The following is a 21,026-nucleotide window of genomic DNA, read 5'->3' on the forward strand; positions in this document are numbered from 1 at the left end:
TCGTTACCGATCATAACGTCAACGTACTTAGCGATCTCCTTGTTTACTTCCTGAGCCTTAGCCTGTCCGCCGATAGCGCTCCACATAGATGGACGATAGTTTAAGTCGTAGGATACGATAGTTCCATACTTCTTAGCGGTCTTGATTGCAGCTAAAACAGTCTCGCAAGACTGCTCAGACAGTGCAGCGTAGATACCGCCGGTATGCAGCCAACGAACACCTAATGTTCCGAAGATGTACTCAAAATCGAAATCATCTGGAGTAGCCTTAGAAATAGCAGTGTTTGCACGGTCAGAGCAACCTACAGCACCACGAATTCCAAATCCTCTCTCAGTGAAGTTTAAACCGTTACGGCAGATACGGCCAATACCGTCAGTCTTCATCCACTTGATAAGGGAAGTATCAACACCACCCTGGCAGATGAAATCTTCCATCAGCATACCAACCTCGTTATCAGCAAATGCAGTGATAACAGCGGTATTCATCTTGAAGCACTTTCTTAAACCACGGATAACATTGTACTCTCCGCCGCCTTCCCATGCGCGGAAGGATCTTGCAGTACGGATTCTGCCCTCGCCCGGATCAAGACGAAGCATAACCTCGCCCAGAGATACTGCATCAAATTTGCACTCACTTGCTGGTCTTAAATTTAAATTCATTTTTTTCTAAACCATACCTTTCTTTTTTCATCATGCAAGCATGATCAGCTTGCGACTTTTCGACCCTAGCATTACACTTAGCCGCGGATTTCCTTAACCTTTGCAACTGCTTCCTTGGTCATAGCAGTGATCTTATCGAACTCACCAGCCTTGATCATGTCGCCCTTTACCATCCAGCTTCCGCCACAGCAAAGAATCTTATCACAGCTTAAGTAGTCTGCCAGGTTCTTTGTATTGATTCCACCAGTCGGCATGAACTTAACCATGGTGTACGGAGCTGCCATAGCCTTGATCATAGCGATTCCGCCAGCCTGCTCTGCCGGGAAGAACTTAACAACCTTCAGTCCGCGCTTAACAGCCTGTGCAACCTCTGATGGAGTGATGCAGCCTGGCAGTACCGGAATGTTGTTCTCTAAACAGTAGTCAACGATCTCTGGATCAAATCCTGGGCTAACGATGAACTTAGCACCTGCCTTAACAGCACGGTTTACCTGATCGATTGTCAGAACGGTACCTGCACCAACTAACATCTCCGGATAAGCCTCGCTCATAAGACGAATGGACTCCTCTGCTGCATCTGTACGGAATGTAACCTCTGCACAAGCAAGACCACCCTCTACTAAAGCCTTTGCTAACGGCAGTGCATCCTTTGCATCGTTCAGTACTACAACCGGAACAACGCCATACTCTTTAAACTGCTCATTAATTGTCATTTCTTTATTCCTCCTTTTGCCCAGCCCCTAAAAAAGGGCATACTATGGGCGTGTTTACAGTACATCGTTCTACGTGATGTTACATATCTTTATACTACCATTTTTTTGCGTATTCGCCAATAGGAGACATGTATTTCTGTGTTTTGACTAATTTGCATCAGAAAACACCCATTATTTTTGTTGATATTTATTTTTTTATCACAGTCTTTTTTCAAAGTTGCCTGACATGACAGAAACACCTTCGTCAGCAATTACGAACGCTTTCGGGTCAATACTGTGAATAATTTCGACAAACTCTGCTGTCTCAAATTTATTGATACAGCAAATCATGATTTTTGTCTCTTCTTTTGTGTAGGCACCTACACCAGTCCACTCTGTCACACCGCGTCCTGTCTGCTTTAAAATCTTCTGATCAATTCCTTCCTGCTTTGTAAAAATCATCAGTCGAACAGTGATATTTTGATAATGGACCCTATCCATCATAAGTGTAAAAAATACCATATAAATAAGAGAATAGATAACAATCTCAATATCAAACATCAAAAGAAGACTCGCATATACTACCACATTGACATACAATGAAATCTTTCCAACAGATGCATTCTTGAACTTTCTAGCTGCCCACATGCCGATGACATCTACACCGCCGCCGCTGCCGCCAGCTACAAGCAGCAGACCGACACCAAAACCAGTGATAATACCCGCAATCAAAACTGAGGCAACAACAGAATCAACGATTGGCGTTGCCGGAATCGGAATGATGCTTGCAAATATACTGATCGCTACTGAGCCTATCAGTGTCTTAACAAGAAAGCCTTTTCCAATTCCTTTCCATGCCAAAACAAGAAGCGGAATATTAATCAAAAAGTAAACGATACCATACACATTTTTGCCGCCAAAATCTATGATCTTTCCAAGCAAATATGTAAGAACCTGTGCAATTCCGACACCTCCGCCGCTGTAAAGACCATACGGAATCAAAAAATAGTTCATACCAAATGTGTATAAAAATGAACCTGCGATAATAACGGCGAGCTTTGCCCATCTTGACTTAATCTTTTCCATGATAATCTCCCCGATTATATTTTTAAAGTGCTTTCTTTATCGCTGCCATCAGTTCGTCATATGTCTCAAATGCTGGAAGGTCTGGATTTTCATTTTTGATTGCATCAGTACTGCGAAATAAAAATCCCGCTTTGCTCGCACGAATCATTCCAAGATCATTATAGCTGTCACCGCTTGCGATTGTCTCAAAACCAATAGACTGCAGTGCCTTTACTGTTGTCAGCTTAGACTGCTCAATTCTCATCTTAAAACCTGTAATTTCTCCATCCTCTGCGACCTCAAGCGTGTTGCAAAAGATTGTTGGCCACCCAAGCTTTTTCATAAGCGGTGCTGCAAACTGTGTAAACGTGTCACTGATAATGATTACCTGTGTCATGCTTCTTAACTCATCAAGAAATTCCTTAGCACCAGGCATTGGATCGATCTGTGCTATAGTCTGCTGAATCTCCTTTAAGCCAAGGCCGTGTTCCTTTAAGATGCCCAGTCTCCACTTCATCAGCTTATCATAATCTGGCTCATCTCTTGTCGTTCTCTTCAGTTCTGGGATATTGCTTGCCTTAGCAAATGCAATCCAGATCTCTGGTACTAATACACCTTCTAAATCCAAACATACAATATTCATTGTATTTCCTGCCTTTCTCAATTTATTTGCAACCCGTTTTAATTGGGACGGATTCATTAACAGTTTGCTACTCCTCTACCTCAATGTCAAGTCCAAGCTCCTTCGGCAGAAAACGCGGACATACATTGTCTGTTGTAATGATAACAGATGCTGCAAGACGTGTACCGATCTCAACTGCTTCCTTTAATTCTTTGCCATATGTCATGCCAATGGCAACACCTGCAAAGAAGGCATCTCCTGCTCCTGTTGTATCGCGCACTATTACCTTGCGCGCCGGATAAATACCCCTATTTCCCTTACAGTCTGCATACACGGCACCTTCACCGCCCATCGTAACAACAATTGATGGAATCTGGGCACTCACAACATTTGCTGAAATGATCTCACAAAGCTCTTTCGGTGTCTTTCCCTCGTAGTCCTCTGCAAAGAAAATGCCTGCCTCGATCTGGTTGCAGACAAAGCAGTCAAAATGCTTTAAGTAATCACGTCGCTCCACAGCAATGCTCATGTTTGTGACAACGCCATATACTTTCTTATTATACTTTTGCGCAAGCTGAAATGTCTTTTTTATGATTTCCTTGTCAATGTCCATTTCCAGTACGATAGAATCTGCCTTAGAGATGATCTCATCTCCTTTTTCCTCAAGAGTATACAAAATCGGATACAGGTTTGGTCTTTGTGAGATAGACCCTGCCAGATCACCCTTGTTGTCAAATACGGCCAGCCATGTTCCCATTCCACCCGGAACACTCTTTACATAGCTTGTATCTACCTTATGTCTTTTTAATTTGCGTACAACATCTTCGCCAAGCGCAGATGTATCTACGATGCTTACATATGTAGGCCTAAGCTCAACATTTGCAATGTCCTCCACGACATTTCGCGTTACGCCTCCGTGTATGTATTCAATCCGTCCCGCATTGCGGCCCTCCGGCACATAAACATCTTCTGGAAAGCCCTTGATATCCACAAATACGGCGCCGATTACTACAATTCCCATGGTTTGTCCCCCAGTATATTACAATCTTTGAGCCATCGGCAGCTGCCGGTGACTCCTACCCTTTATTGTACAAAACATTCCGCAAAAAGCAAGCATCATTTTAGTTTTGTCCATTGCTTTTTTTGCACAATATAGTAGAATAGAGCCATCGGGGACAGGTACAGTGGTCATAAAACTGTCCCCAGTGGTTCTCAGTGACTTAAGAAAGGACGGTACTTGAAAATGAATTTTTTTGAAATAAAAGATGGTGCGCTTTTTTTTAAGCGCCGCCAGGAAATTATGGAAATTTGCCCATGGGGCGTTGGTCTTCGTGTTCGCGCTACACAAAATCGAAGCTTTTCTGATAAGGATTGGTCACTTGATGTTCCTGCAAAGGCAGACGGAAAAATTGAGCTTTTTGATGATCATGCAATCGTGAGAAATGGCAGTATCTACGCTGTTGTTACAGACTTTGGACGTATCAGTTTCTATAATGAAAAGGATGAACTTTTACTAAAGGAATATTATCGCAGCTGGGATTATGGAACAAAGGATTGGAAGGATCTTGATACAATCATTATGCAGCGTGCTGCTGCAAGAACCTACCGTGCTGTCGGAGGCGACAACTATGCATTAAGTGTACGTTTTGAGGCAGATGATAACGAAAAACTCTTTGGTATGGGCCAATATCAGCAGCCACAGTTTGATTTAAAGGGCTGTACACTTGAGCTTGCTCAGAAAAATACTCAGGCAAGCGTTCCTTATCTTGTATCTAGCAAGGGCTATGGTCTTTTGTGGAATAATCCTGCAATTGGACGCGCAACGCTTGGTGCTAACGTAACAGAGTTCACTGCTGAATCTACACGCCAGATTGATTACTGGATTAATGCAGCCGATACACCTGCAGCACTTGTAGAGCAATACACAGAGCTTACCGGACGTGTCCCGATGATGCCTGAATGGGCTATGGGCTTTTGGCAGTGTAAGCTTCGCTATCAGACACAAGATGAAGTATTAACTATTGCGCGCAGATATAAGGAATTAAATATTCCACTGTCTGTTATCGTTATCGACTTCTTCCACTGGACACAGCAGGGTGATTGGCGCTTTGACCCGGAATATTTCCCTGATCCAAAGGCAATGATCGATGAACTTCACAAGATGGGTGTTCGCGTGATGGTTTCCATCTGGCCGACTGTCGACCGTGCAAGCGTAAATTATGAAGAGATGAAGGAGCGAGATCTTTTAATCCGTACCGACCGCGGCTTAAATGTCACTATGGAATGCTTCGGAATGGAGTGCTTTATTGACCCAACAAATCCAGAAACACGTGAATTTGTATGGCAAAAGGCAATGGAAAATTATAGAACACTTGGTGTCGATTTATTCTGGCTTGATGAGGCCGAACCGGAATACACGGTTCAGGATTTTGATATCTACCGCTATTACGATGGTCCGGCAAATGAATGTGCAAATGAGTATCCAGCTCGCTATTCTCAGACCTTCTTTGACGGCATGAAAAAAGAAGGCATTGAAAATCCTCTGAATTTGGTACGCTGCGCATGGGCTGGTTCCCAGCGCTACGGTTCTCTCGTATGGTCTGGCGATGTACCATCGACCTTTACTTATCTTCGCTATCAGCTGACAGCCGGCTTAAACATGGGTCTTGCCGGAATTGCTTGGTGGACAGCAGATATCGGCGGCTTCCATGGCGGAAATGTACACGATCCAGCCTTTCAGGAGCTTTTGATGCGCTGGTTCCAGTTCGGTGCTTTTTGCCCTGTTATGCGTCTACACGGTGATCGTGATCCTCACTATAAGCCACTCGGATCCACTGGCGGCGGCATGGTTGCATCTGGTGCAGACAATGAAATCTGGAGCTACACACCTGAAATTCAGGATATGATGAGTTACTATATCCTGCTTCGTGAATCAATGAAGGGTTACATGACAACTGTTATGAAGGAAGCTCACGAAAAAGGTACTCCTGTTATCAAGCCGCTGTTCTACGATTATCCGGAAGATAAAACTTGCTGGGATATTGCAGATGAATTTCTCTTTGGCCATGACCTTCTTGTTGCTCCAGTTCTTTATGCTGGTGAGCGCACACGTACTTTGTATCTGCCAGAGGGACGCTGGTGTGAATATGAGACAGGTAAGGTTTATGATGGCGGCTGCACAATTACTGTGGATGCTCCGCTTAACCGCGTTCCATTATTCATAAAAGAAGGCAAAACAGTTTTTGTGAAATGATACCAGGGTCAAAAGCTCCAAAAGCCGTTCGTGCTTGCACGATAAGACTTTTGAGCTTTGGACCCGCAAAAAAATATAAGGTTTTAATTTATGAAAAAAGAAGGCTACTATTCTTCTGGACAGTTCGCAGGGATGGCTCATGTCACCCTGCGGACCATCCGCTATTATGACAAGCAGGGTATTTTAAAGCCCTCTTTTGTAAATGAATCTGGTGCACGCTTTTACACTGATGAAGATTTTGCGCGTCTCCAGCAAATTTTATTATTAAAATATCTTGGCTTCTCACTTGATGATATTCGTGAAATGATCGTAGACACAAAAGATCTTCACTACATGCAAAATTCCCTCAACATACAATTAAATCTTGTGCGCGACCGCATTGAGCAAATGCAGCTTGTAGAAAAAGCGATCCTTGAAACATCAGATGCCATAAACAAGCAGCACAGCATTGACTGGAGCCGCATGTTAAATTTGATCCATCTGACTGGCATGGAGGAAAGCTTAAAAAAGCAGTATCAAAATGCCTCGAATATCTCTGCCCGCATCAATCTTCACCGCCTTTATTCCCAAAATAAGCAAGGCTGGTTTCCATGGATTCTGGAAAACTGCCATCTGGCGCCAGGGATGAATATTTTGGAAACTGGCTGCGGTGACGGCACACTCTGGTGTGAGGCAAAGAAACAGTTTTCCCAGAATAATTTTCCAGATCACACCAAAACTCATGATCAGCAGCCAGATCTTCTTAAAACTTGCTCAATTATGCTGACTGATATCTCAGAGGGAATGCTTCGTGATGCAAGACGTGCAATAGGCGATGGCGATGAATTTTCATTTCGTGAATGCTTCTGTGAGGCACTTCCGTTTGCAGATGAATCATTTGACCTTGTTTTGGCAAACCATGTTCTTTTTTACTGCAGTGATGTGACACAGGCGTGCCGCGAGGCCGCTAGAGTATTAAAGCCCGGCGGACGATTCTTATGCAGCACATATGGTGCAGACCACATGAAAGAAATCAGTCGTCTCGTGTCTGACTTTGACTCGCGCATTGTACTGTCGGCAGATTGTCTTTACGAGCGATTCGGGCGCGAAAATGGAGCCGAGATTCTAGCGCCATATTTTAGTGATGTGAAATGGCTCTCCTACGAAGACTCGCTTCTCGTTCCAGATGCCGAACCGCTGATTCTCTATATTCTCTCCTGCCACGGCAACCAGAATCAATATTTGCTTGACCACTTTGCAGAATTTCGAAGCTTCGTCAAGAAAAAAACAGATGCTGGATTCTCGGTCACAAAGGATGCTGGAGTGTTTTGCTGCACGAAATAGCTGCCGTGGAACCACTGGCCTTTGTGCACTTTTCACAAACTTTGATTTTTCCACAAAAAGCGCTTGAAGGTGACGTTACGTCACCTTGTATACTGTGCGTGTCAAAGAAAAAATGTTTTGACACGCGACATCATGTATATACGAAATTTGATTTTATTTTTGAACCACTAGGGACAGATAAAAAGCCATCATCCTTGTCCCCATTTGAAAGGAGCTTATTATGACCATTATCGTTACCGGCGGAGCCGGATTTATCGGAAGCAACTTTATTTTCCATATGTTAAATACTTACCCGGATTACCGCATTGTATGTTTAGACTGCCTGACCTACGCTGGAAATCTTTCCACTCTGGCACCGGTTATGGACAACCCGAATTTCCGTTTTGTTAAGGAAAGCATCACTGACCGTGAGGCTGTTTACAAACTGTTTGAGGAGGAGCACCCAGACATCGTTGTTAACTTCGCAGCTGAGAGTCATGTTGACCGTTCCATCGAGAATCCGGAAGTTTTCTTAAACACCAACATTCTTGGAACTGCAGTTTTGATGGATGCTTGCCGCAAGTATGGCATTAAGCGTTATCATCAGGTTTCCACCGATGAGGTTTACGGTGATCTGCCGCTTGACCGCCCAGACCTGTTCTTCACTGAGGAGACTCCAATCCACACAAGCAGCCCATACAGCTCTTCTAAGGCTGGCGCTGACTTATTAGTTCTTGCTTATCACAGAACCTATGGTCTGCCTGTTACCATCAGCCGCTGCTCAAATAACTACGGTCCATATCACTTCCCGGAGAAGCTGATTCCGCTTATGATCGCTAACGCATTAAACGACAAGCCGCTTCCAGTTTATGGTACTGGTGAGAATGTTCGTGACTGGCTGTATGTTGAGGATCACTGCCGTGCAATCGATCTGATCATCCACAAGGGACGCGTTGGTGAGGTTTACAACGTTGGTGGACACAACGAGATGAAGAACATCGACATCGTTAAGATCATCTGCAAGGAGCTTGGAAAACCAGAGAGCTTGATCACTTTCGTAGGCGACCGTAAGGGACATGACATGCGTTATGCAATCGACCCGACCAAGATCCACAATGAGTTAGGCTGGCTGCCAGAGACTAAGTTTGCTGACGGTATCAAGAAGACCATTCAGTGGTACTTAGACAATAAGGAGTGGTGGGAGACCATCATCTCTGGTGAGTATCAGAACTACTACGAGAAGATGTACGCAAACCGCTAATGGAGGTCGTTATGAAAGTATTTGTTACTGGAGTTGCCGGTCAGCTCGGACATGATGTAATGAATGAACTGGCTAAGCGCGGCTATGAGGGAATCGGAACTGATATTGCACCAGAGTATTCTGGCGCTGCTGACGGTACTGCTGTTGTTTCTATGCCATATGTTTCTTTAGATATCACTGATGCTGATGCTGTTGATCGTGTTATCTGCGAGATGAAGCCGGATGTTGTCGTTCACTGCGCTGCATGGACAGCTGTTGATCTGGCTGAGGATGAGGACAAAAAGGATAAGGTGCACGCAATCAATGCGGATGGTACTGCAAACATCGCAAAGGCCTGCAAGAAGACTGGCAGCAAGATGGTTTACATCAGCACCGACTATGTATTTGACGGTCAGGGTACTACTCCATGGACACCAGATTGCAAGGATTATAAGCCACTTAATGTTTATGGTCAGTCTAAGCTTGACGGTGAGCTTGCTGTTTCTAGTACTCTTGACAACTACTTTATCGTGCGTATCGCATGGGTATTTGGCAAGAACGGAAAGAACTTCATAAAGACTATGTTAAACGTTGCCAAGACACACAGTACCTTAAAGGTAGTTAATGACCAGATCGGTACACCGACATATACCTTTGATTTGGCAAGACTGCTTGTAGATATGATTGAGACCGACAAATACGGCTACTATCATGTAACAAATGAGGGCGGCTACATCAGCTGGTATGATTTCACAAAGGAAATCTTCCGTCAGGCTACCCTTCTTGGACGCACTGAGTACAGCGAGGATAACGTTACTGTTCTTCCTGTTACTACTGCTGAGTATGGTCTTTCAAAGGCTGCAAGACCATTCAACAGCCGTCTGGATAAGTCCAAGCTTGTTGAAAATGGTTTTACTCCACTTCCGACATGGCAGGATGCAGTTGCAAGATATTTAAAAGAAATTGAATTTTAATAAAGAACAGGAAATGGGATGGAGTTTTGTGGCTCCATCCCATACTTCATAGCTTATAATCCCTTGCGCATCTTTCTAACCCGTCAATTACACTGCTAAATTCCACACCATACTTTCTTGCTTTGCTGCAATCCATCCACAAATTGTGTCTTGCGGGTGCGTCCTTGACGATAAGCCTTTTTCCAAGCATATCAACAAACTTGTTTGTCACCTCATATATTGACTGTGTTGTTTCGCTGCCAAAATTATACGCACCGCCTGGAAGTAAAATTACCTTGTCCATATTTTCAGCAACTTCCTTTAAATAAGTAATGCCACGAAATTGCTTTGAGCTGAAAGAAACACTATCTTGTGTATGAATTGCATTTAATATCATCATCAAATAGTTGGATCTTTTTTCATAATAATCATACATCCACTCTGCTCTTAACATAACTGCCGACGGCAGAATATCAAGCACACGTTTTTCCATCTCAAGCTTATGAGCAGCGTAGATATTTCCTGGCTTCACATTTTCTTCTGTATATGGTCCATCATCCTCACACGCACTATACACCTGATCTGAGCTGAAGCATATCAGCTTTCTATTACTATCTTTACACGCATTCGCCAGATACATAGGAATCTGCACATTTGCAAAGTACGATGCTTCTGGATCTGCCTCGCAAGTACCTATATCAGAAATTGCTGCTGTGTGGACAACAACATCTGCATTGCTTTCTTTAATCATACGATTCACAATTTCCTGTGTCACGTTCCGAAGAGACGATGACGCTGCTGTATCCTTGCATAGCTCCATGAGCTTATGCCCCACAAATCCATTTGCCCCTGTAATTAAAATCATTTTCCCCTCCCTGATATTTAAGCTGTAACTGCCAGAAGCAGCGTTCCTGCCGTAATAAGTAAAACACCGACTGCCGATTTCTTTGTCAGTTTTTCGTGAAATACAATCCACGAGAATGCAATCGTTACCAACATACTAAGCTTATCAATCGGCACTACTACACTTGCTGGTCCTTCTTGTAACGCCCGATAATAAAAGAGCCACGACGCTCCAGTTGCCAGCCCTGACAAACAAATAAAGCATAATTCTTTCTTCTCTATCTTATTTATTTCTTTCTGTTTTTGTGTAACAAACACCATGAGCCATGCCATAAGCAGCACTACTGTGGTGCGGATTGCTGTGCCGAGATTAGAATCAATACCTTCAATTCCAATCTTCCCCAAAATAGAAGTCAGACTTGCAAATACTGCTGACAGCACCGCATAGATCAGCCATCCTCCACTCTTTTTTTCAGAATCTGTTTTTATGTCTTTTTTGGTAATCATCATCATGGTTCCTATTCCAATAAGCAGCACAAATATTATTTTTTTCCCAGAAATACCTTCATGAAGGAAAATGAATGCCAGAAGAATAGACAACACGGTACTTGATTTATCAATGGGAACAACCTTGTTGATATCCCCTTTTTGAAGGGCATGAAAATAGCATAACCACGATGCACCTGTAGCTAATCCTGATAAAATCAGAAATAGAAGCGTCCTGCCGTCAATCTGTCTTATTCCTCCCCATGTTCCTGTAATCAATACCATGAGCCATGAAAACAACAATACAACTACAGTTCGTATTGCTGTTGCCACATTCGAATCTGTCTTTTTAATTCCGCATTTTGCAAGGATCGCTGTTATTCCTGCAAAAAATGAAGATCCTATTGCATAAAATATCCACATTTCCTTAATCCCCCTTCTGCTAAGGTTATTGGAGTTAAAAGCCACTCTTTATTTGCCTCATTATACTGTTTTTCACCACGCATGTCCACCAGTTTTTGTAAAGCTTTTTGTGTTCCAAAAAGCGAAACTGTCTTCGGCAGAGAAAAAGTCTCCTTATCTGAATTTTTCTTGCTTGACATTTTGATTATACTTCATAGTCAAACATATAAAAATTCAAAATAAGGAAACTATTGATTCTGGTTACGACTTAAAACCTATTTATTGCATTCACTGCCAGTGTATATCTTTCTACTTTTTCACTATCTGGTGTTTTTCACTAATATCGCCATCAATTCATTCACATCGATTGGCTTTGCTATATGACCATTCATCCCAGATGCAATAGCCTCTCTCTTATCTTCTTCAAAGGCACTTGCTGTCATTGCAATGATAGGTATACATGCCTTATCTTTATCTGGCAGGTGTCTAATTTCTTGTGTTGCTTTATAGCCATCCATTTTAGGCATCTGAATATCCATTAGTATCATATCGTATGTGCCCACTGGCATTTTCTCTACTTTGTTTACACACTGGATGCCATCCTCTACACGTTCTATTTTTAGACCAATACGCTCAAGTATTGTTTCTGCAATCTCAGCATTTAAATCATTATCCTCTGCTAAAAGGATATTTTTGCCATTAAGAATTTCGCTACCTGTCCCTAGCTCTTCAACATGCTTTTTTGCATAGCAGCTTTCATCCGCTATCCTATGCTTTAATGTAACTGTAAAAGTGCTGCCCTTTCCTAGCTCACTTTCTACATCTATTGTTCCACCAAGCAAATCAACATATTTCTTTACTATTGACATTCCAAGTCCGGTTCCTGCGATTTTGCTCTTTGTGGTGTTCTGCTCACGTGTGAATGCATCGAAAATCTTTGTCAAATATTCCTGACTCATACCTATTCCGGTATCGCTGATCATAGTCCTCACTATCATATATCCAGACTCATTGCATGGCAATTCATCTATGTTTACCATAACAGAACCGCCAGCTGGAGTATATTTTATGGCATTACTAATGATATTTACAAAGATTTCTTTTACCTTGGTAATATCTGTCAGTACATGATCATGCTCTACATTCATATTGTAATTAAATGCAATATTCTTTTTCTTTGCTTCATCATCAAATATTTCAAACAAATTCTGCTGAATACCTTCAATTTGAGTATAGCTCTCATCAATCTCCATCCGTCCGCTCTCAATTCGAGCCATGTCAAGTACATTGTTCAAGATTGACAAAAGAAGGTTTCCAGACTGCTGCAGTTTTTCCAGATGTTCTAATGTTTCAGGCATCCCTTTTCCTTTTAATTCATCCTTCATGAGCTGTGCATAGCCCAAAACTGCATTCATAGGTGTACGGATGTCATGCGACATATTGTGAAGAAAACTTGTCTTTGCAAGACTTGCATCCTCTGCTTTTTTCAGAGCAACTTCCAACTTGTCATTGAGTTTTTGTGTATCTTTTGCTGCAAACTTTGCAGCTGCCTCTGCTTTCCTTGCCTTTCTTAAAAGTACAAGAATAATGCCAATTATTCCAAGTGCCAAAAGACTTGCAGTAACAAAAACAGTAAGCAAATTATCTTTTATAAAGTTAAAAAAAGTCACTTTATCTGCCGTACTTTCATAAATAGCAAGTGCGCTTGTAAGCATGTCAGACGGCATGGTCTTCAAAGTTTTATTCAGTATCGATAAAAGATTTCCTTCTCCGCATCTTACTGCAAAACATGCCTCCATTGTTTTTGTAAGCGGAATACTCTTTAAGTCTTTATTATTATCATATTTTATCACCTGACTTGTTCCCATGATAAAACAGTCTGCTTTTTCTTTAATGATCATATCTGCTGCATCATTAAGTGAATCGTAATCTACAAACTTCCATTGTGAATAATTAAACGCAATATGCTGTTTTAAGGCTTCTTTTTCCTTTGGCACAGCTACTATCTGTACCTCATTCTCATTAAAATACTTCTTAGCAGTTACCGCCATCAGGCTATAGGTCCAAGCCGTATTTGTAAGTGCGAATCCTTTTTCTTCTGCAAAATTAGGATTTCTGCCGGCATAAAAAATCATGTCAATTTCACAATTCTGCAACGCCTGAATCATTTCGTCATAGTCATCATATGACTGAATATTGAATTTCAGTATCTGATTTCCCAGACAGTCTTTTGCATAGGCGATATACTCAGCCAGCATACCAGTAAGTTTTCCAGTCTCCTCGTCCATAAAAAAGACAGCAGGATCATTATTCAAAAAACCTATCTTGATAGCGCAAGTTCTTCTATCCATGACTTTTCTTCACCTGTAAGAATCTGATTATAATCAAGCGTAAAATACTTCTTATACAGATCTGCCTTAAAAAACGGACTATCTTTATCCAACTGGCGCATAGCAAAGTCTAACTCCTCTTTGATATCGCTGCGATCTTTGTTTATTGCAAAGTATATACCTGATTTACCAATATTAGTAACAGATGATATTCCCCGTTCAGACCAGATTGATTCCTCCAGAGATACAAAACAGTCTATTTCATTATCAGCTAATTTCTTTTTGACATCGTCATTATCATATACATTTACATGCTCTGTATGTATGCCATTCTTCTTCTCCCACTCTGTCAGCATACTTTCAGGCTCTGTACCTAGAAGCACACCTACACGTTTCCCGTCCATAGACTTAAAATCAGATGTCTCAATATCCGTATGCAATAAATCGGCATAAAGGATATATTTTTCCTCACCCATCGGTTCTTCTGAAAAAAGCATCTCTTGTGTGCGCTCGTCTGTATAAGAGATGTCACCAATGACATCAATCTCACCGTTTTCAAGCTTATCAAAACAATTGGACCAGTCACATTTTACGTACTCGAATTTCCATCCAGCATAGCCGGCAAGAGCCTGCATGAGTTCGTAGCCAAAGCCTCGTCTGACACCGTTTTCATCGACATAATTGAAAGTATCCTCAAAAGAACCAACACGGATGACCTTATGCTCATTCGTCTGCGTGTCTGACTTTTTTGTTTCCTGTTTCTTTGAATCATTTGATGTGTTATCTGTCATAACAATATCATCATCTATAGTCTCTGCATTCACTGGAACACAAAATGATAACGGCAGGCATAGTATAAACATGCTCAAAAATAAACAGCTAATTGTCTTTATGATATGATTCGTTTTATTGAATATCTTCTTAGATGTACTTTTCAATTCTCGATCATCTTTTGTTTTCATATGTATTTACCCCCCACTATGAAAACTCTATTTTTAAGTTTTCCATTTTATCGAGACATTCAACAAACTCTCATGCATTATGATCATCCGACTCCTGACTCAAGCAAATTTTAACATATTTTCTTTTGAATGTATAGTCAAAAAAGCCGGAGGAACAGTAAAATTGCCATTGTACCTGTCCCGAATGGTGTGTAATATGAAAAGACCGTCAACTTTTTGCACATTGCGACAAGTCGACGGTCTGATTTTCGGTATTCTTTTATTATATTAATGAATTTTCTTACGACAAATCAATTTGGTAATGGCAGCAATAATTATATTTCATTTATCCGTTTTAACATAAGAAGTTTCTCCTGATTTGTGCTTTCACAGTACCATTTACAATACTAAGGGGGCATGAACTGGTACCTGTCTCGGATGGTTCTACATATCAAATATACTCATCTGACGATACTTATCCGGCAGTTCATGCATAAATCTGAAACATCCATCCGGAGTTGACAGCATCCCCTTTTCCTTACATATTCTCTGGAATAGCCCCATCAATTCTTTTGCATTCGGACTTGGCAGTTCATACGCATTCCCATACTGTTTAATGTATTGCTCTTTCATCCCTGGAAAATGCCTGTCAAGCGCAGAGTAATAGTATTCACGGTCTCCTTCTCGAAGCGTCAAGCCCATACCAAAATTGATGATGCCCTTCACACCAACTCTTGCACACTCATTCAGAATTGCTGTGATATTATCTTCTGTATCATTGATAAACGGTAAAATTGGCGTAAGCCATACAATCGTTGGAATACCATTCTTACGCATTTCTTCTAGTACTTCAATACGGCGCTTTGTGATACATACATTTGGCTCTAATATGTGGCACAAATCATCATCATAAGTTGTAAGTGTCATCTGCACCACGCATTTTGCTGAACGATTAATCTTGGCAAGCAGGTCAATATCCCGAAGGATACGGTCTGATTTTGTCTGAATCGCAACCCCAAAATCATTCTCCAAAATGATTTCCAGACATTTTCTTGTCAGCCTCAAGTTCTCTTCACAATGCATATATGGATCCGACATCGCGCCTGTTCCGATCATACACTTTTTCCTTTTCGACTTCAGTGCCTTTTCCAAAAGTTTTGGTGCATTCTGCTTGACCTCAATGTCTTCAAAAGGATGAGTAAACTGGTAACACCTGCTTCTACTGTCACAATAAATGCAACCGTGAGTACATCCCCGATAAATATTCATTCCATAATGTCCACCACTGCCGGTCAGAATCCCTTTTGCGTCAACAAAATGCATTTCAGCTCCCCCTTTGCTTTAATTTGAATGTAATATCCAGTCTGGAACAGCCAATAGGGACAGGTATAAACATTTACCTGTCCCGGATGGTTTACTTAATAGCAGATTTATAATAATTTCCAAAATCTGCCAGCGCATCCATGATCGGCAGCAGTTTTTCCCCCAATTCAGTTAAACTGTAATCAACTCTTGGCGGCATTTCTTGATAATCGTGTCGGTATACAAGACCATCATCCATCATCTGCCTTAAGCTGTCCGTCAATACCTTCTGAGATATACCTTCCAAATCTCGCTGCAGCTCATTAAATCTCCATGACCGCATTCTTAAGTTTCGTATAATAAGAAGTTTCCATTTGCCACCTACAAGTGACACTGCTGTGGCCACTGGGCAAACAGGAAGCTCATCTTTTGTCTTCATATGCATTTACCTCCAAGCAAATTATAACACATTCTTTTTTGAATGTATAGTTACAAAAAGGTGCGTACTTACATTTGAATGCGTAACATAGTATTATATGGCTGTAAGAACAAACACTAAGAAAAATGGAGGTATATACCATGACAAACTATGCAAAAACAAATATCGGAAATGAAGGTCGAGTTGAACTTCACGAAGCCCTTTCTCTCACAGGTGCTGAAATAAGTATTAATAATCTTCCTGCAGGAGCTAATGTTCCTTTCGTACATTCTCATAAAACAAACGAAGAAGTTTACGGTATCCTTTCTGGCAAGGGAAAAGTTATTATTGACGGAGAGGAAATTACTCTCGCTGCTGGTGATTGGATCAGAATTTCTCCTTCCGCAAAGCGTCAGTTCTTTGCCGCTGAGGATGCTGGAATTTCATTTGTCTGTGTTCAGACTAAGGAAAACTCTCTGGAAAAATTTACAGCAAATGATGCAGTAATATATTAATCTTATTTTGACAAAAGGCACAATCGTCTCCGCGACTGTGCCTTTTTATCCATAAGAGCCATTGGGGACAGGTAATGAGCCGACACCCAAAAGTTAGACTAAGAATCTAACACTTGGGGGTCGGCTCATTACCTGTCCCGCTGGTTCTTAGTTTTTACTTTCTCCTCAACTATAAATAACTATTTTATCTCGTGTATATTCTTCAAAGGTATTATCCACCTCATCAAATACCTCTTTCAATTCCTCATATATCTTTCCAGTCACATAAGCATCTTTCATAGCAGGTCTCTCAATAATCGCCCATTTTAGTTGAGAATATGAATACTTCGTAAAAGCAATCCACTGAGCGTAATTGATTGCCATAGGGTTTTCAGTAAAGGCAACCTTTCCGGCATTCACAGCTGTTGCCGCTGAATGCCCTAAAAATAACATTGTAGCTAACTTTGGATGCTTTTCTCTATTTAATGCAACTGGAATAGAATCCTTTATTGTATGACCTTCGTTAATTCTTTTGAATGCATATCCGATTCGAACTATTACCTCTACCAACATTGCAGGAACGGACATAGAGCAAAAATGAATAAAGTCATATCCCTCGTAATACATTCCCTGCACTATTTCAGCAATGGTTTGATCATATTCACCAATGTTCCCAAATTGGAGCAGATTGAACATACTCATAAACGGTGCCGGCAATCCCATTGATGTAGTTACATCTGATTTAAAATGAGCAATCTGCTTTGCCAGAGCCCTGAAGATTTCTGTTTCTTTTCTATCAGCATAATTCTCCATTACCTGACTAACTACCTTACCCGTCTTATCTATGGTTGTCATACGGCCAGTTAGTATATCAGCAACTCCAAAAACAAATCCTAGAACCGGATCATGCCCTAACTGCAGTAATCTGTGATAGTAAGCAGATAAACCTTCAACACGAATTGTTGTATGGCGATTATCCTGTGCATCAAATGGAACCTTGCTTTCTTTCGAATTAGCTAGTTTTTGCATTTCTTCTTCTGGGAACTTTCTATCAAAATAATCTCTAATATAATTAGACAGTGGTCCTGCTTTTAACCCTTCTGGTGTTTTTTCAGGAATACCGACCATCAATATATCCACAGCAGCTCCAACCATTCCGGCAAGCGCTCCGATTGCCACATCAACTTTATCAAGATGATGTATTTGATTAAACTCTTCATTCATCAATCGAATAGCCTCTTTATTTTGTTGCAGTTCTTCCTCTGTGAATATAGATTCTATCTCACACTCACCTACAACAAACTTATCTGCCTCTTCTAGAATCTCGTTCCAAGGACGCACGACCACTACTCTACGTTTGTTCAGCGGCGCTACAAAATCTTTCCTTGGCGGCAAATCGTACCCTCTACTTTTCAAGATTTTCTCTGCGGCAGAAGTATCAAATTGTGATGCCTGCTTTCTTTTTTCTTGAATTTCTTTTAACATCACACTGTGATGTACAAGTACCTTGTTTATTTCTTGCTCCATGCCTCTGCTTTTATCCTTCATTATCAGATTCACCACCTTCGCTTGACTCCATAAGTGCATCACATAGGGAACTATTTAATTTTTTCAAATACTCATTTTCTTCGGATAAGTTCTTATAGTCTTGAATCTGAGCATCTTGTTTCTGAATTGCATCCTTCTGAAGATTCTCTACTTCTTCATGACGCTTTTGCTCTTTCCGACTTTTTCTCCATTGAATAAAATTAGTGATTCCCAGAGCTGCCAGGAGACCTAATATACAAACACCCGCTTCTTTCGGATGTTCTTCTATTCCGTTTACGAAATTATCAAATATATTATTCGAATTGTTTTGCATTTCTAATTCTTCGTTCTCCTGTTCCATCTGCACACCTCCGTTATGATGCTATTTCTAAATCTTTCTGCAAATCCGTTATTGCTCTTTGAAGTAGGATGTTTAGGCTTTGCAAATAATTTATTCGTTCTTTGTCTGCATCAGCTTCTTCTTTTAAAGCTTTAATAATTGAATCATGTTTACTTAAAGCTTCCTTATAAAGTCTCTCTTTTTCTTGGCGTAATTGTCTGTTTTTCAGATGTGAGGCAACTCCTACACCAACTCCTCCAAGGACAGCGACTGGTGCAGCAAGTACAAAAATTCCGGCTACCATTCCTCCACCTACAATACCACCAGCAGCAGCGAGGCCAGAGGTTATTCCTGCGGCTGAGAGTCCCACAACTGAGCCCAAACCATACAAAGCAGCAAATGAACCTACTCCTCCAATAGCTGCACCAAGTGCCCCAGCTAAAACTTCTGGAATCGCACTTTCCCTTATTGTTCTCTTTTTATCATTAACGGCGGCCGCCGCCTCATTCACCACATTAACAATGGATTGAAGTGATTCTACGCTCTGAAAATTCATATTTTTCTTTTTGGTAATATAACCTTTTTGATTATTGCTCATCACTTATCCCCCTTCCTCTTATCTGTGGCCATAACTGCTTTTGCTAACCATCCTCCGACTGCAGCACCCACAATCGGTGCTCCTACTGCCATTGTACCTGCTACAACTGCTCCTGCAGTCTTCATCCACTCCTTGGAAACAGTCTCTCTTGTTGCAGCACCTGCTAATATTGATGGAGACATTAAGTTTGCTTTCTCAAGCAATTCATTATAATCAGCCTTCGAATAATTCTCCGGATGATCAATTAGCATATCTAGGAGAATTTTAACCATCTTTGTTTCCTCCTGATGCTTTACAATCTCTGCATCAATTACACTTCTCATAGCAATATACTGTATCTTCGTCAGTTTGTTTCTCCCACTTTCGATATTATTTATCGTCTGACGGGTAACACCAATCTGTTCACCAAATTCAGATGCTGTCCACCCAATAGCCCTACGAATCAATAATAAATTATCCTGCATTCTCTGAATCTCTAGCATTAATGTATCCTCCTGTTGAAAATACAATATCACTTGACAATATTTTTGTCAATGTATATTTTAAGAACAACAAAAAAATAACCTCACTACCAAGAATTTCTTCTTAGTAGCGAGGACAGTTCAATCAATATATCGAGCCAGGGGGACGGAAAAAAAGCCATTTTACCTGTCCCGCTGGTTCCCTTAAGGAAAGCGAGACCTCCGCAGAAGTCTCGCTTTGTTCGCCAGTTTTTACTTTTGGGTTATAACTTATGGTTCATTATTTCTGCGTGTCAACCGGAGGCACCATCTCCACATATTTCTTCAGCAGTTCCGGTGTGCTGGTGTAATATCTCTTATCCTGATTCAATGCTTCAATGTCTGCCATTTCTTCCTCCGACAGGGAAAAATCGAACAAGTCAAAGTTGTCCCGAATGTGGGCAGGGTTTTTAGAACCGGGGATCACCACATTTCCTGCCTGAATGTGCCAGCGGAGAATAATCTGGGCATTGCTCTTGCCGTATTTTTTAGCCAGCTTTGTAAAGGTGGTTTCTTCCAGCAGAGCCTTATCGCCGTGTCCCAACGGATACCACGCCTGGATCACAATTCCTTCTTTCTGCAGGAAGTCCTTTAACTCCCGCTCTTGGAAATACGGATGCACCTCCGTCTGCAAAATGGTCGGTTTCACTTCGCACCCAGAGAGAATTTCCTTAATCTGCTCTGCGGTAAAATTAGATAAACCAATGGCCTTTACCTTTCCGGCCTTATAAGCCTTCTCCATCAACCGATACCCCGCGATGTAATCGGTATCCAGACGTTCCAGCGTTTTTTCCACCGCATCTTCCTGCTCATAAAAGGACGGCCATATCTTTGTTTCCAGAAAAATTTCTTCTCTTTTCAGACCAGACTTTTTCATAGCACGACCCACAGCCTTCTCGTTCAGATAGGCATTGGCTGTATCAATTAGACGATAGCCGGAAGCCAGCGCACTTACGCAAGCCTCCTCCGCTTCGTCCGAGGTAAGTAGAAAAGTTCCAATGCCCGCCATCGGCATCTTGACTCCATTGTTCAAAGTAATATATTCCATGTTCGCATCCT

Annotated in this window: 21 protein-coding genes and 1 pseudogene; 5 read left to right on the forward strand and 17 right to left on the reverse strand. The window is 41.4% G+C overall.

Annotation, left to right across the window (positions count from 1 at the left end; translation table 11 throughout):
* The 5 genes and pseudogenes from WJP93_RS11440 to WJP93_RS11460 form a co-directional block, all read right to left on the reverse strand.
* Positions 1–659 (reverse strand): annotated as a pseudogene (locus tag WJP93_RS11440) (sugar kinase); the annotation flags it as partial.
* Positions 660–736: 77 nt separating this feature from the next.
* Positions 737–1,372 (reverse strand): bifunctional 4-hydroxy-2-oxoglutarate aldolase/2-dehydro-3-deoxy-phosphogluconate aldolase, encoded by a 636-nt coding sequence (locus WJP93_RS11445; protein ID WP_066561366.1) that lies wholly within the window; start codon positions 1,370–1,372, stop codon positions 737–739.
* A 198-nt stretch (positions 1,373–1,570) separates the two neighbouring features.
* Positions 1,571–2,437, reverse strand: a complete 867-nt coding sequence (locus WJP93_RS11450) for a YitT family protein (protein WP_227102060.1) — start codon at positions 2,435–2,437, stop codon at positions 1,571–1,573.
* Between the two features lie 22 nt (positions 2,438–2,459).
* Positions 2,460–3,059 carry a bifunctional phosphoserine phosphatase/homoserine phosphotransferase ThrH gene (thrH, locus tag WJP93_RS11455; RefSeq protein WP_337548412.1) on the reverse strand — a complete coding sequence of 200 codons (600 nt, stop codon included), beginning with the start codon at positions 3,057–3,059 and terminating at the stop codon, positions 2,460–2,462.
* Between the two features lie 67 nt (positions 3,060–3,126).
* Entirely contained in the window at positions 3,127–4,059 is a 933-nt protein-coding gene (locus WJP93_RS11460) for a PfkB family carbohydrate kinase (RefSeq protein WP_337548414.1), read from the reverse strand.
* A gap of 222 nt (positions 4,060–4,281) precedes the next feature.
* Here WJP93_RS11460 and WJP93_RS11465 point away from each other — a divergent pair, with 222 nt between their 5' ends.
* The 4 genes from WJP93_RS11465 (at position 4,282) to rfbD (ending at position 9,807) form a co-directional block, all read left to right on the forward strand.
* Entirely contained in the window at positions 4,282–6,291 is a 2,010-nt protein-coding gene (locus WJP93_RS11465; protein WP_337548416.1) for a TIM-barrel domain-containing protein, read from the forward strand.
* Positions 6,292–6,381: 90 nt separating this feature from the next.
* The gene (locus tag WJP93_RS11470; protein ID WP_337548417.1) at positions 6,382–7,614 is read left to right on the forward strand and encodes a MerR family transcriptional regulator; all 1,233 of its coding nucleotides are present in this window, start codon (positions 6,382–6,384) and stop codon (positions 7,612–7,614) included.
* A 220-nt stretch (positions 7,615–7,834) separates the two neighbouring features.
* Positions 7,835–8,854 carry a dTDP-glucose 4,6-dehydratase gene (gene rfbB, locus WJP93_RS11475; RefSeq protein ID WP_118614139.1) on the forward strand — a complete coding sequence of 340 codons (1,020 nt, stop codon included), beginning with the start codon at positions 7,835–7,837 and terminating at the stop codon, positions 8,852–8,854.
* An 11-nt stretch (positions 8,855–8,865) separates the two neighbouring features.
* Positions 8,866–9,807, forward strand: coding sequence for a dTDP-4-dehydrorhamnose reductase (gene rfbD, locus WJP93_RS11480; protein ID WP_337548418.1), 942 nt, complete (start codon positions 8,866–8,868; stop codon positions 9,805–9,807).
* Between the two features lie 46 nt (positions 9,808–9,853).
* On the opposite strand, the gene WJP93_RS11485 is transcribed toward rfbD, so the two are convergent.
* The 7 genes from WJP93_RS11485 to WJP93_RS11515 form a co-directional block, all read right to left on the reverse strand.
* Positions 9,854–10,651 carry a sugar nucleotide-binding protein gene (locus WJP93_RS11485; RefSeq protein ID WP_337548419.1) on the reverse strand — a complete coding sequence of 266 codons (798 nt, stop codon included), beginning with the start codon at positions 10,649–10,651 and terminating at the stop codon, positions 9,854–9,856.
* A 17-nt stretch (positions 10,652–10,668) separates the two neighbouring features.
* Positions 10,669–11,538: an EamA family transporter gene (locus WJP93_RS11490; protein WP_118614121.1), complete on the reverse strand. Its 870-nt coding sequence runs from the start codon at positions 11,536–11,538 to the stop codon at positions 10,669–10,671.
* Positions 11,517–11,717 (reverse strand): hypothetical protein, encoded by a 201-nt coding sequence (locus WJP93_RS11495; RefSeq protein ID WP_262536949.1) that lies wholly within the window; start codon positions 11,715–11,717, stop codon positions 11,517–11,519. The genes WJP93_RS11490 and WJP93_RS11495 overlap by 22 nt, the downstream gene beginning before the upstream one ends.
* A 120-nt stretch (positions 11,718–11,837) precedes the next feature.
* Entirely contained in the window at positions 11,838–13,868 is a 2,031-nt protein-coding gene (locus tag WJP93_RS11500; RefSeq protein ID WP_337548422.1) for an ATP-binding protein, read from the reverse strand.
* Positions 13,838–14,809, reverse strand: coding sequence for a transporter substrate-binding domain-containing protein (locus WJP93_RS11505; protein WP_337548424.1), 972 nt, complete (start codon positions 14,807–14,809; stop codon positions 13,838–13,840). The genes WJP93_RS11500 and WJP93_RS11505 overlap by 31 nt, the downstream gene beginning before the upstream one ends.
* 423 nt (positions 14,810–15,232) lie before the next feature.
* Entirely contained in the window at positions 15,233–16,111 is an 879-nt protein-coding gene (locus WJP93_RS11510) for a radical SAM protein (RefSeq protein WP_337548425.1), read from the reverse strand.
* 91 nt (positions 16,112–16,202) lie between these two features.
* Positions 16,203–16,529 (reverse strand): helix-turn-helix domain-containing protein, encoded by a 327-nt coding sequence (locus tag WJP93_RS11515; RefSeq protein ID WP_118616258.1) that lies wholly within the window; start codon positions 16,527–16,529, stop codon positions 16,203–16,205.
* A 140-nt stretch (positions 16,530–16,669) separates the two neighbouring features.
* Between WJP93_RS11515 and WJP93_RS11520 the strand changes: the two genes are divergently transcribed.
* Positions 16,670–17,023 carry a cupin domain-containing protein gene (locus tag WJP93_RS11520; RefSeq protein ID WP_337548428.1) on the forward strand — a complete coding sequence of 118 codons (354 nt, stop codon included), beginning with the start codon at positions 16,670–16,672 and terminating at the stop codon, positions 17,021–17,023.
* 165 nt (positions 17,024–17,188) lie between these two features.
* On the opposite strand, the gene WJP93_RS11525 is transcribed toward WJP93_RS11520, so the two are convergent.
* The 5 genes from WJP93_RS11525 to WJP93_RS11545 all read right to left on the reverse strand — a co-directional run bounded on the left by WJP93_RS11525 (position 17,189) and on the right by WJP93_RS11545 (position 21,015).
* Positions 17,189–18,550, reverse strand: a complete 1,362-nt coding sequence (locus tag WJP93_RS11525) for a hypothetical protein (RefSeq protein WP_337548429.1) — start codon at positions 18,548–18,550, stop codon at positions 17,189–17,191.
* Positions 18,540–18,890 (reverse strand): hypothetical protein, encoded by a 351-nt coding sequence (locus WJP93_RS11530; RefSeq protein WP_337548431.1) that lies wholly within the window; start codon positions 18,888–18,890, stop codon positions 18,540–18,542. Before WJP93_RS11530 ends, WJP93_RS11525 begins: the two co-directional genes overlap by 11 nt.
* Before the next feature lie 13 nt (positions 18,891–18,903).
* Positions 18,904–19,467: a hypothetical protein gene (locus tag WJP93_RS11535; protein WP_337548433.1), complete on the reverse strand. Its 564-nt coding sequence runs from the start codon at positions 19,465–19,467 to the stop codon at positions 18,904–18,906.
* Positions 19,467–19,949 carry a helix-turn-helix transcriptional regulator gene (locus tag WJP93_RS11540; protein WP_337548435.1) on the reverse strand — a complete coding sequence of 161 codons (483 nt, stop codon included), beginning with the start codon at positions 19,947–19,949 and terminating at the stop codon, positions 19,467–19,469. Before WJP93_RS11540 ends, WJP93_RS11535 begins: the two co-directional genes overlap by 1 nt.
* 259 nt (positions 19,950–20,208) lie before the next feature.
* Positions 20,209–21,015, reverse strand: coding sequence for an aldo/keto reductase (locus tag WJP93_RS11545; protein ID WP_337548437.1), 807 nt, complete (start codon positions 21,013–21,015; stop codon positions 20,209–20,211).
* Positions 21,016–21,026: the final 11 nt, after the last annotated feature.

This window comes from Anthropogastromicrobium sp., from assembly GCF_037349415.1.
GTDB lineage: Bacteria > Bacillota > Clostridia > Lachnospirales > Lachnospiraceae > Anthropogastromicrobium > Anthropogastromicrobium aceti.

Excerpts from the sequence above, each read along its gene's own strand:
- WJP93_RS11445 (WP_066561366.1), bottom strand. The coding sequence starts at position 1,372 with ATGACAATTAATGAGCAGTTTAAAGAGTATGGCGTTGTTCCGGTTGTA.
- WJP93_RS11450 (WP_227102060.1), bottom strand. The coding sequence starts at position 2,437 with ATGGAAAAGATTAAGTCAAGATGGGCAAAGCTCGCCGTTATTATCGCA.
- thrH (WP_337548412.1), bottom strand. The coding sequence starts at position 3,059 with ATGAATATTGTATGTTTGGATTTAGAAGGTGTATTAGTACCAGAGATC.
- WJP93_RS11460 (WP_337548414.1), bottom strand. The coding sequence starts at position 4,059 with ATGGGAATTGTAGTAATCGGCGCCGTATTTGTGGATATCAAGGGCTTT.
- WJP93_RS11465 (WP_337548416.1), top strand. The coding sequence starts at position 4,282 with ATGAATTTTTTTGAAATAAAAGATGGTGCGCTTTTTTTTAAGCGCCGC.
- WJP93_RS11470 (WP_337548417.1), top strand. The coding sequence starts at position 6,382 with ATGAAAAAAGAAGGCTACTATTCTTCTGGACAGTTCGCAGGGATGGCT.
- rfbB (WP_118614139.1), top strand. The coding sequence starts at position 7,835 with ATGACCATTATCGTTACCGGCGGAGCCGGATTTATCGGAAGCAACTTT.
- rfbD (WP_337548418.1), top strand. The coding sequence starts at position 8,866 with ATGAAAGTATTTGTTACTGGAGTTGCCGGTCAGCTCGGACATGATGTA.
- WJP93_RS11485 (WP_337548419.1), bottom strand. The coding sequence starts at position 10,651 with ATGATTTTAATTACAGGGGCAAATGGATTTGTGGGGCATAAGCTCATG.
- WJP93_RS11490 (WP_118614121.1), bottom strand. The coding sequence starts at position 11,538 with ATGTGGATATTTTATGCAATAGGATCTTCATTTTTTGCAGGAATAACA.
- WJP93_RS11495 (WP_262536949.1), bottom strand. The coding sequence starts at position 11,717 with ATGTCAAGCAAGAAAAATTCAGATAAGGAGACTTTTTCTCTGCCGAAG.
- WJP93_RS11500 (WP_337548422.1), bottom strand. The coding sequence starts at position 13,868 with ATGGATAGAAGAACTTGCGCTATCAAGATAGGTTTTTTGAATAATGAT.
- WJP93_RS11505 (WP_337548424.1), bottom strand. The coding sequence starts at position 14,809 with ATGAAAACAAAAGATGATCGAGAATTGAAAAGTACATCTAAGAAGATA.
- WJP93_RS11510 (WP_337548425.1), bottom strand. The coding sequence starts at position 16,111 with ATGCATTTTGTTGACGCAAAAGGGATTCTGACCGGCAGTGGTGGACAT.
- WJP93_RS11515 (WP_118616258.1), bottom strand. The coding sequence starts at position 16,529 with ATGAAGACAAAAGATGAGCTTCCTGTTTGCCCAGTGGCCACAGCAGTG.
- WJP93_RS11520 (WP_337548428.1), top strand. The coding sequence starts at position 16,670 with ATGACAAACTATGCAAAAACAAATATCGGAAATGAAGGTCGAGTTGAA.
- WJP93_RS11525 (WP_337548429.1), bottom strand. The coding sequence starts at position 18,550 with ATGAAGGATAAAAGCAGAGGCATGGAGCAAGAAATAAACAAGGTACTT.
- WJP93_RS11530 (WP_337548431.1), bottom strand. The coding sequence starts at position 18,890 with ATGGAACAGGAGAACGAAGAATTAGAAATGCAAAACAATTCGAATAAT.
- WJP93_RS11535 (WP_337548433.1), bottom strand. The coding sequence starts at position 19,467 with ATGAGCAATAATCAAAAAGGTTATATTACCAAAAAGAAAAATATGAAT.
- WJP93_RS11540 (WP_337548435.1), bottom strand. The coding sequence starts at position 19,949 with ATGCTAGAGATTCAGAGAATGCAGGATAATTTATTATTGATTCGTAGG.
- WJP93_RS11545 (WP_337548437.1), bottom strand. The coding sequence starts at position 21,015 with ATGGAATATATTACTTTGAACAATGGAGTCAAGATGCCGATGGCGGGC.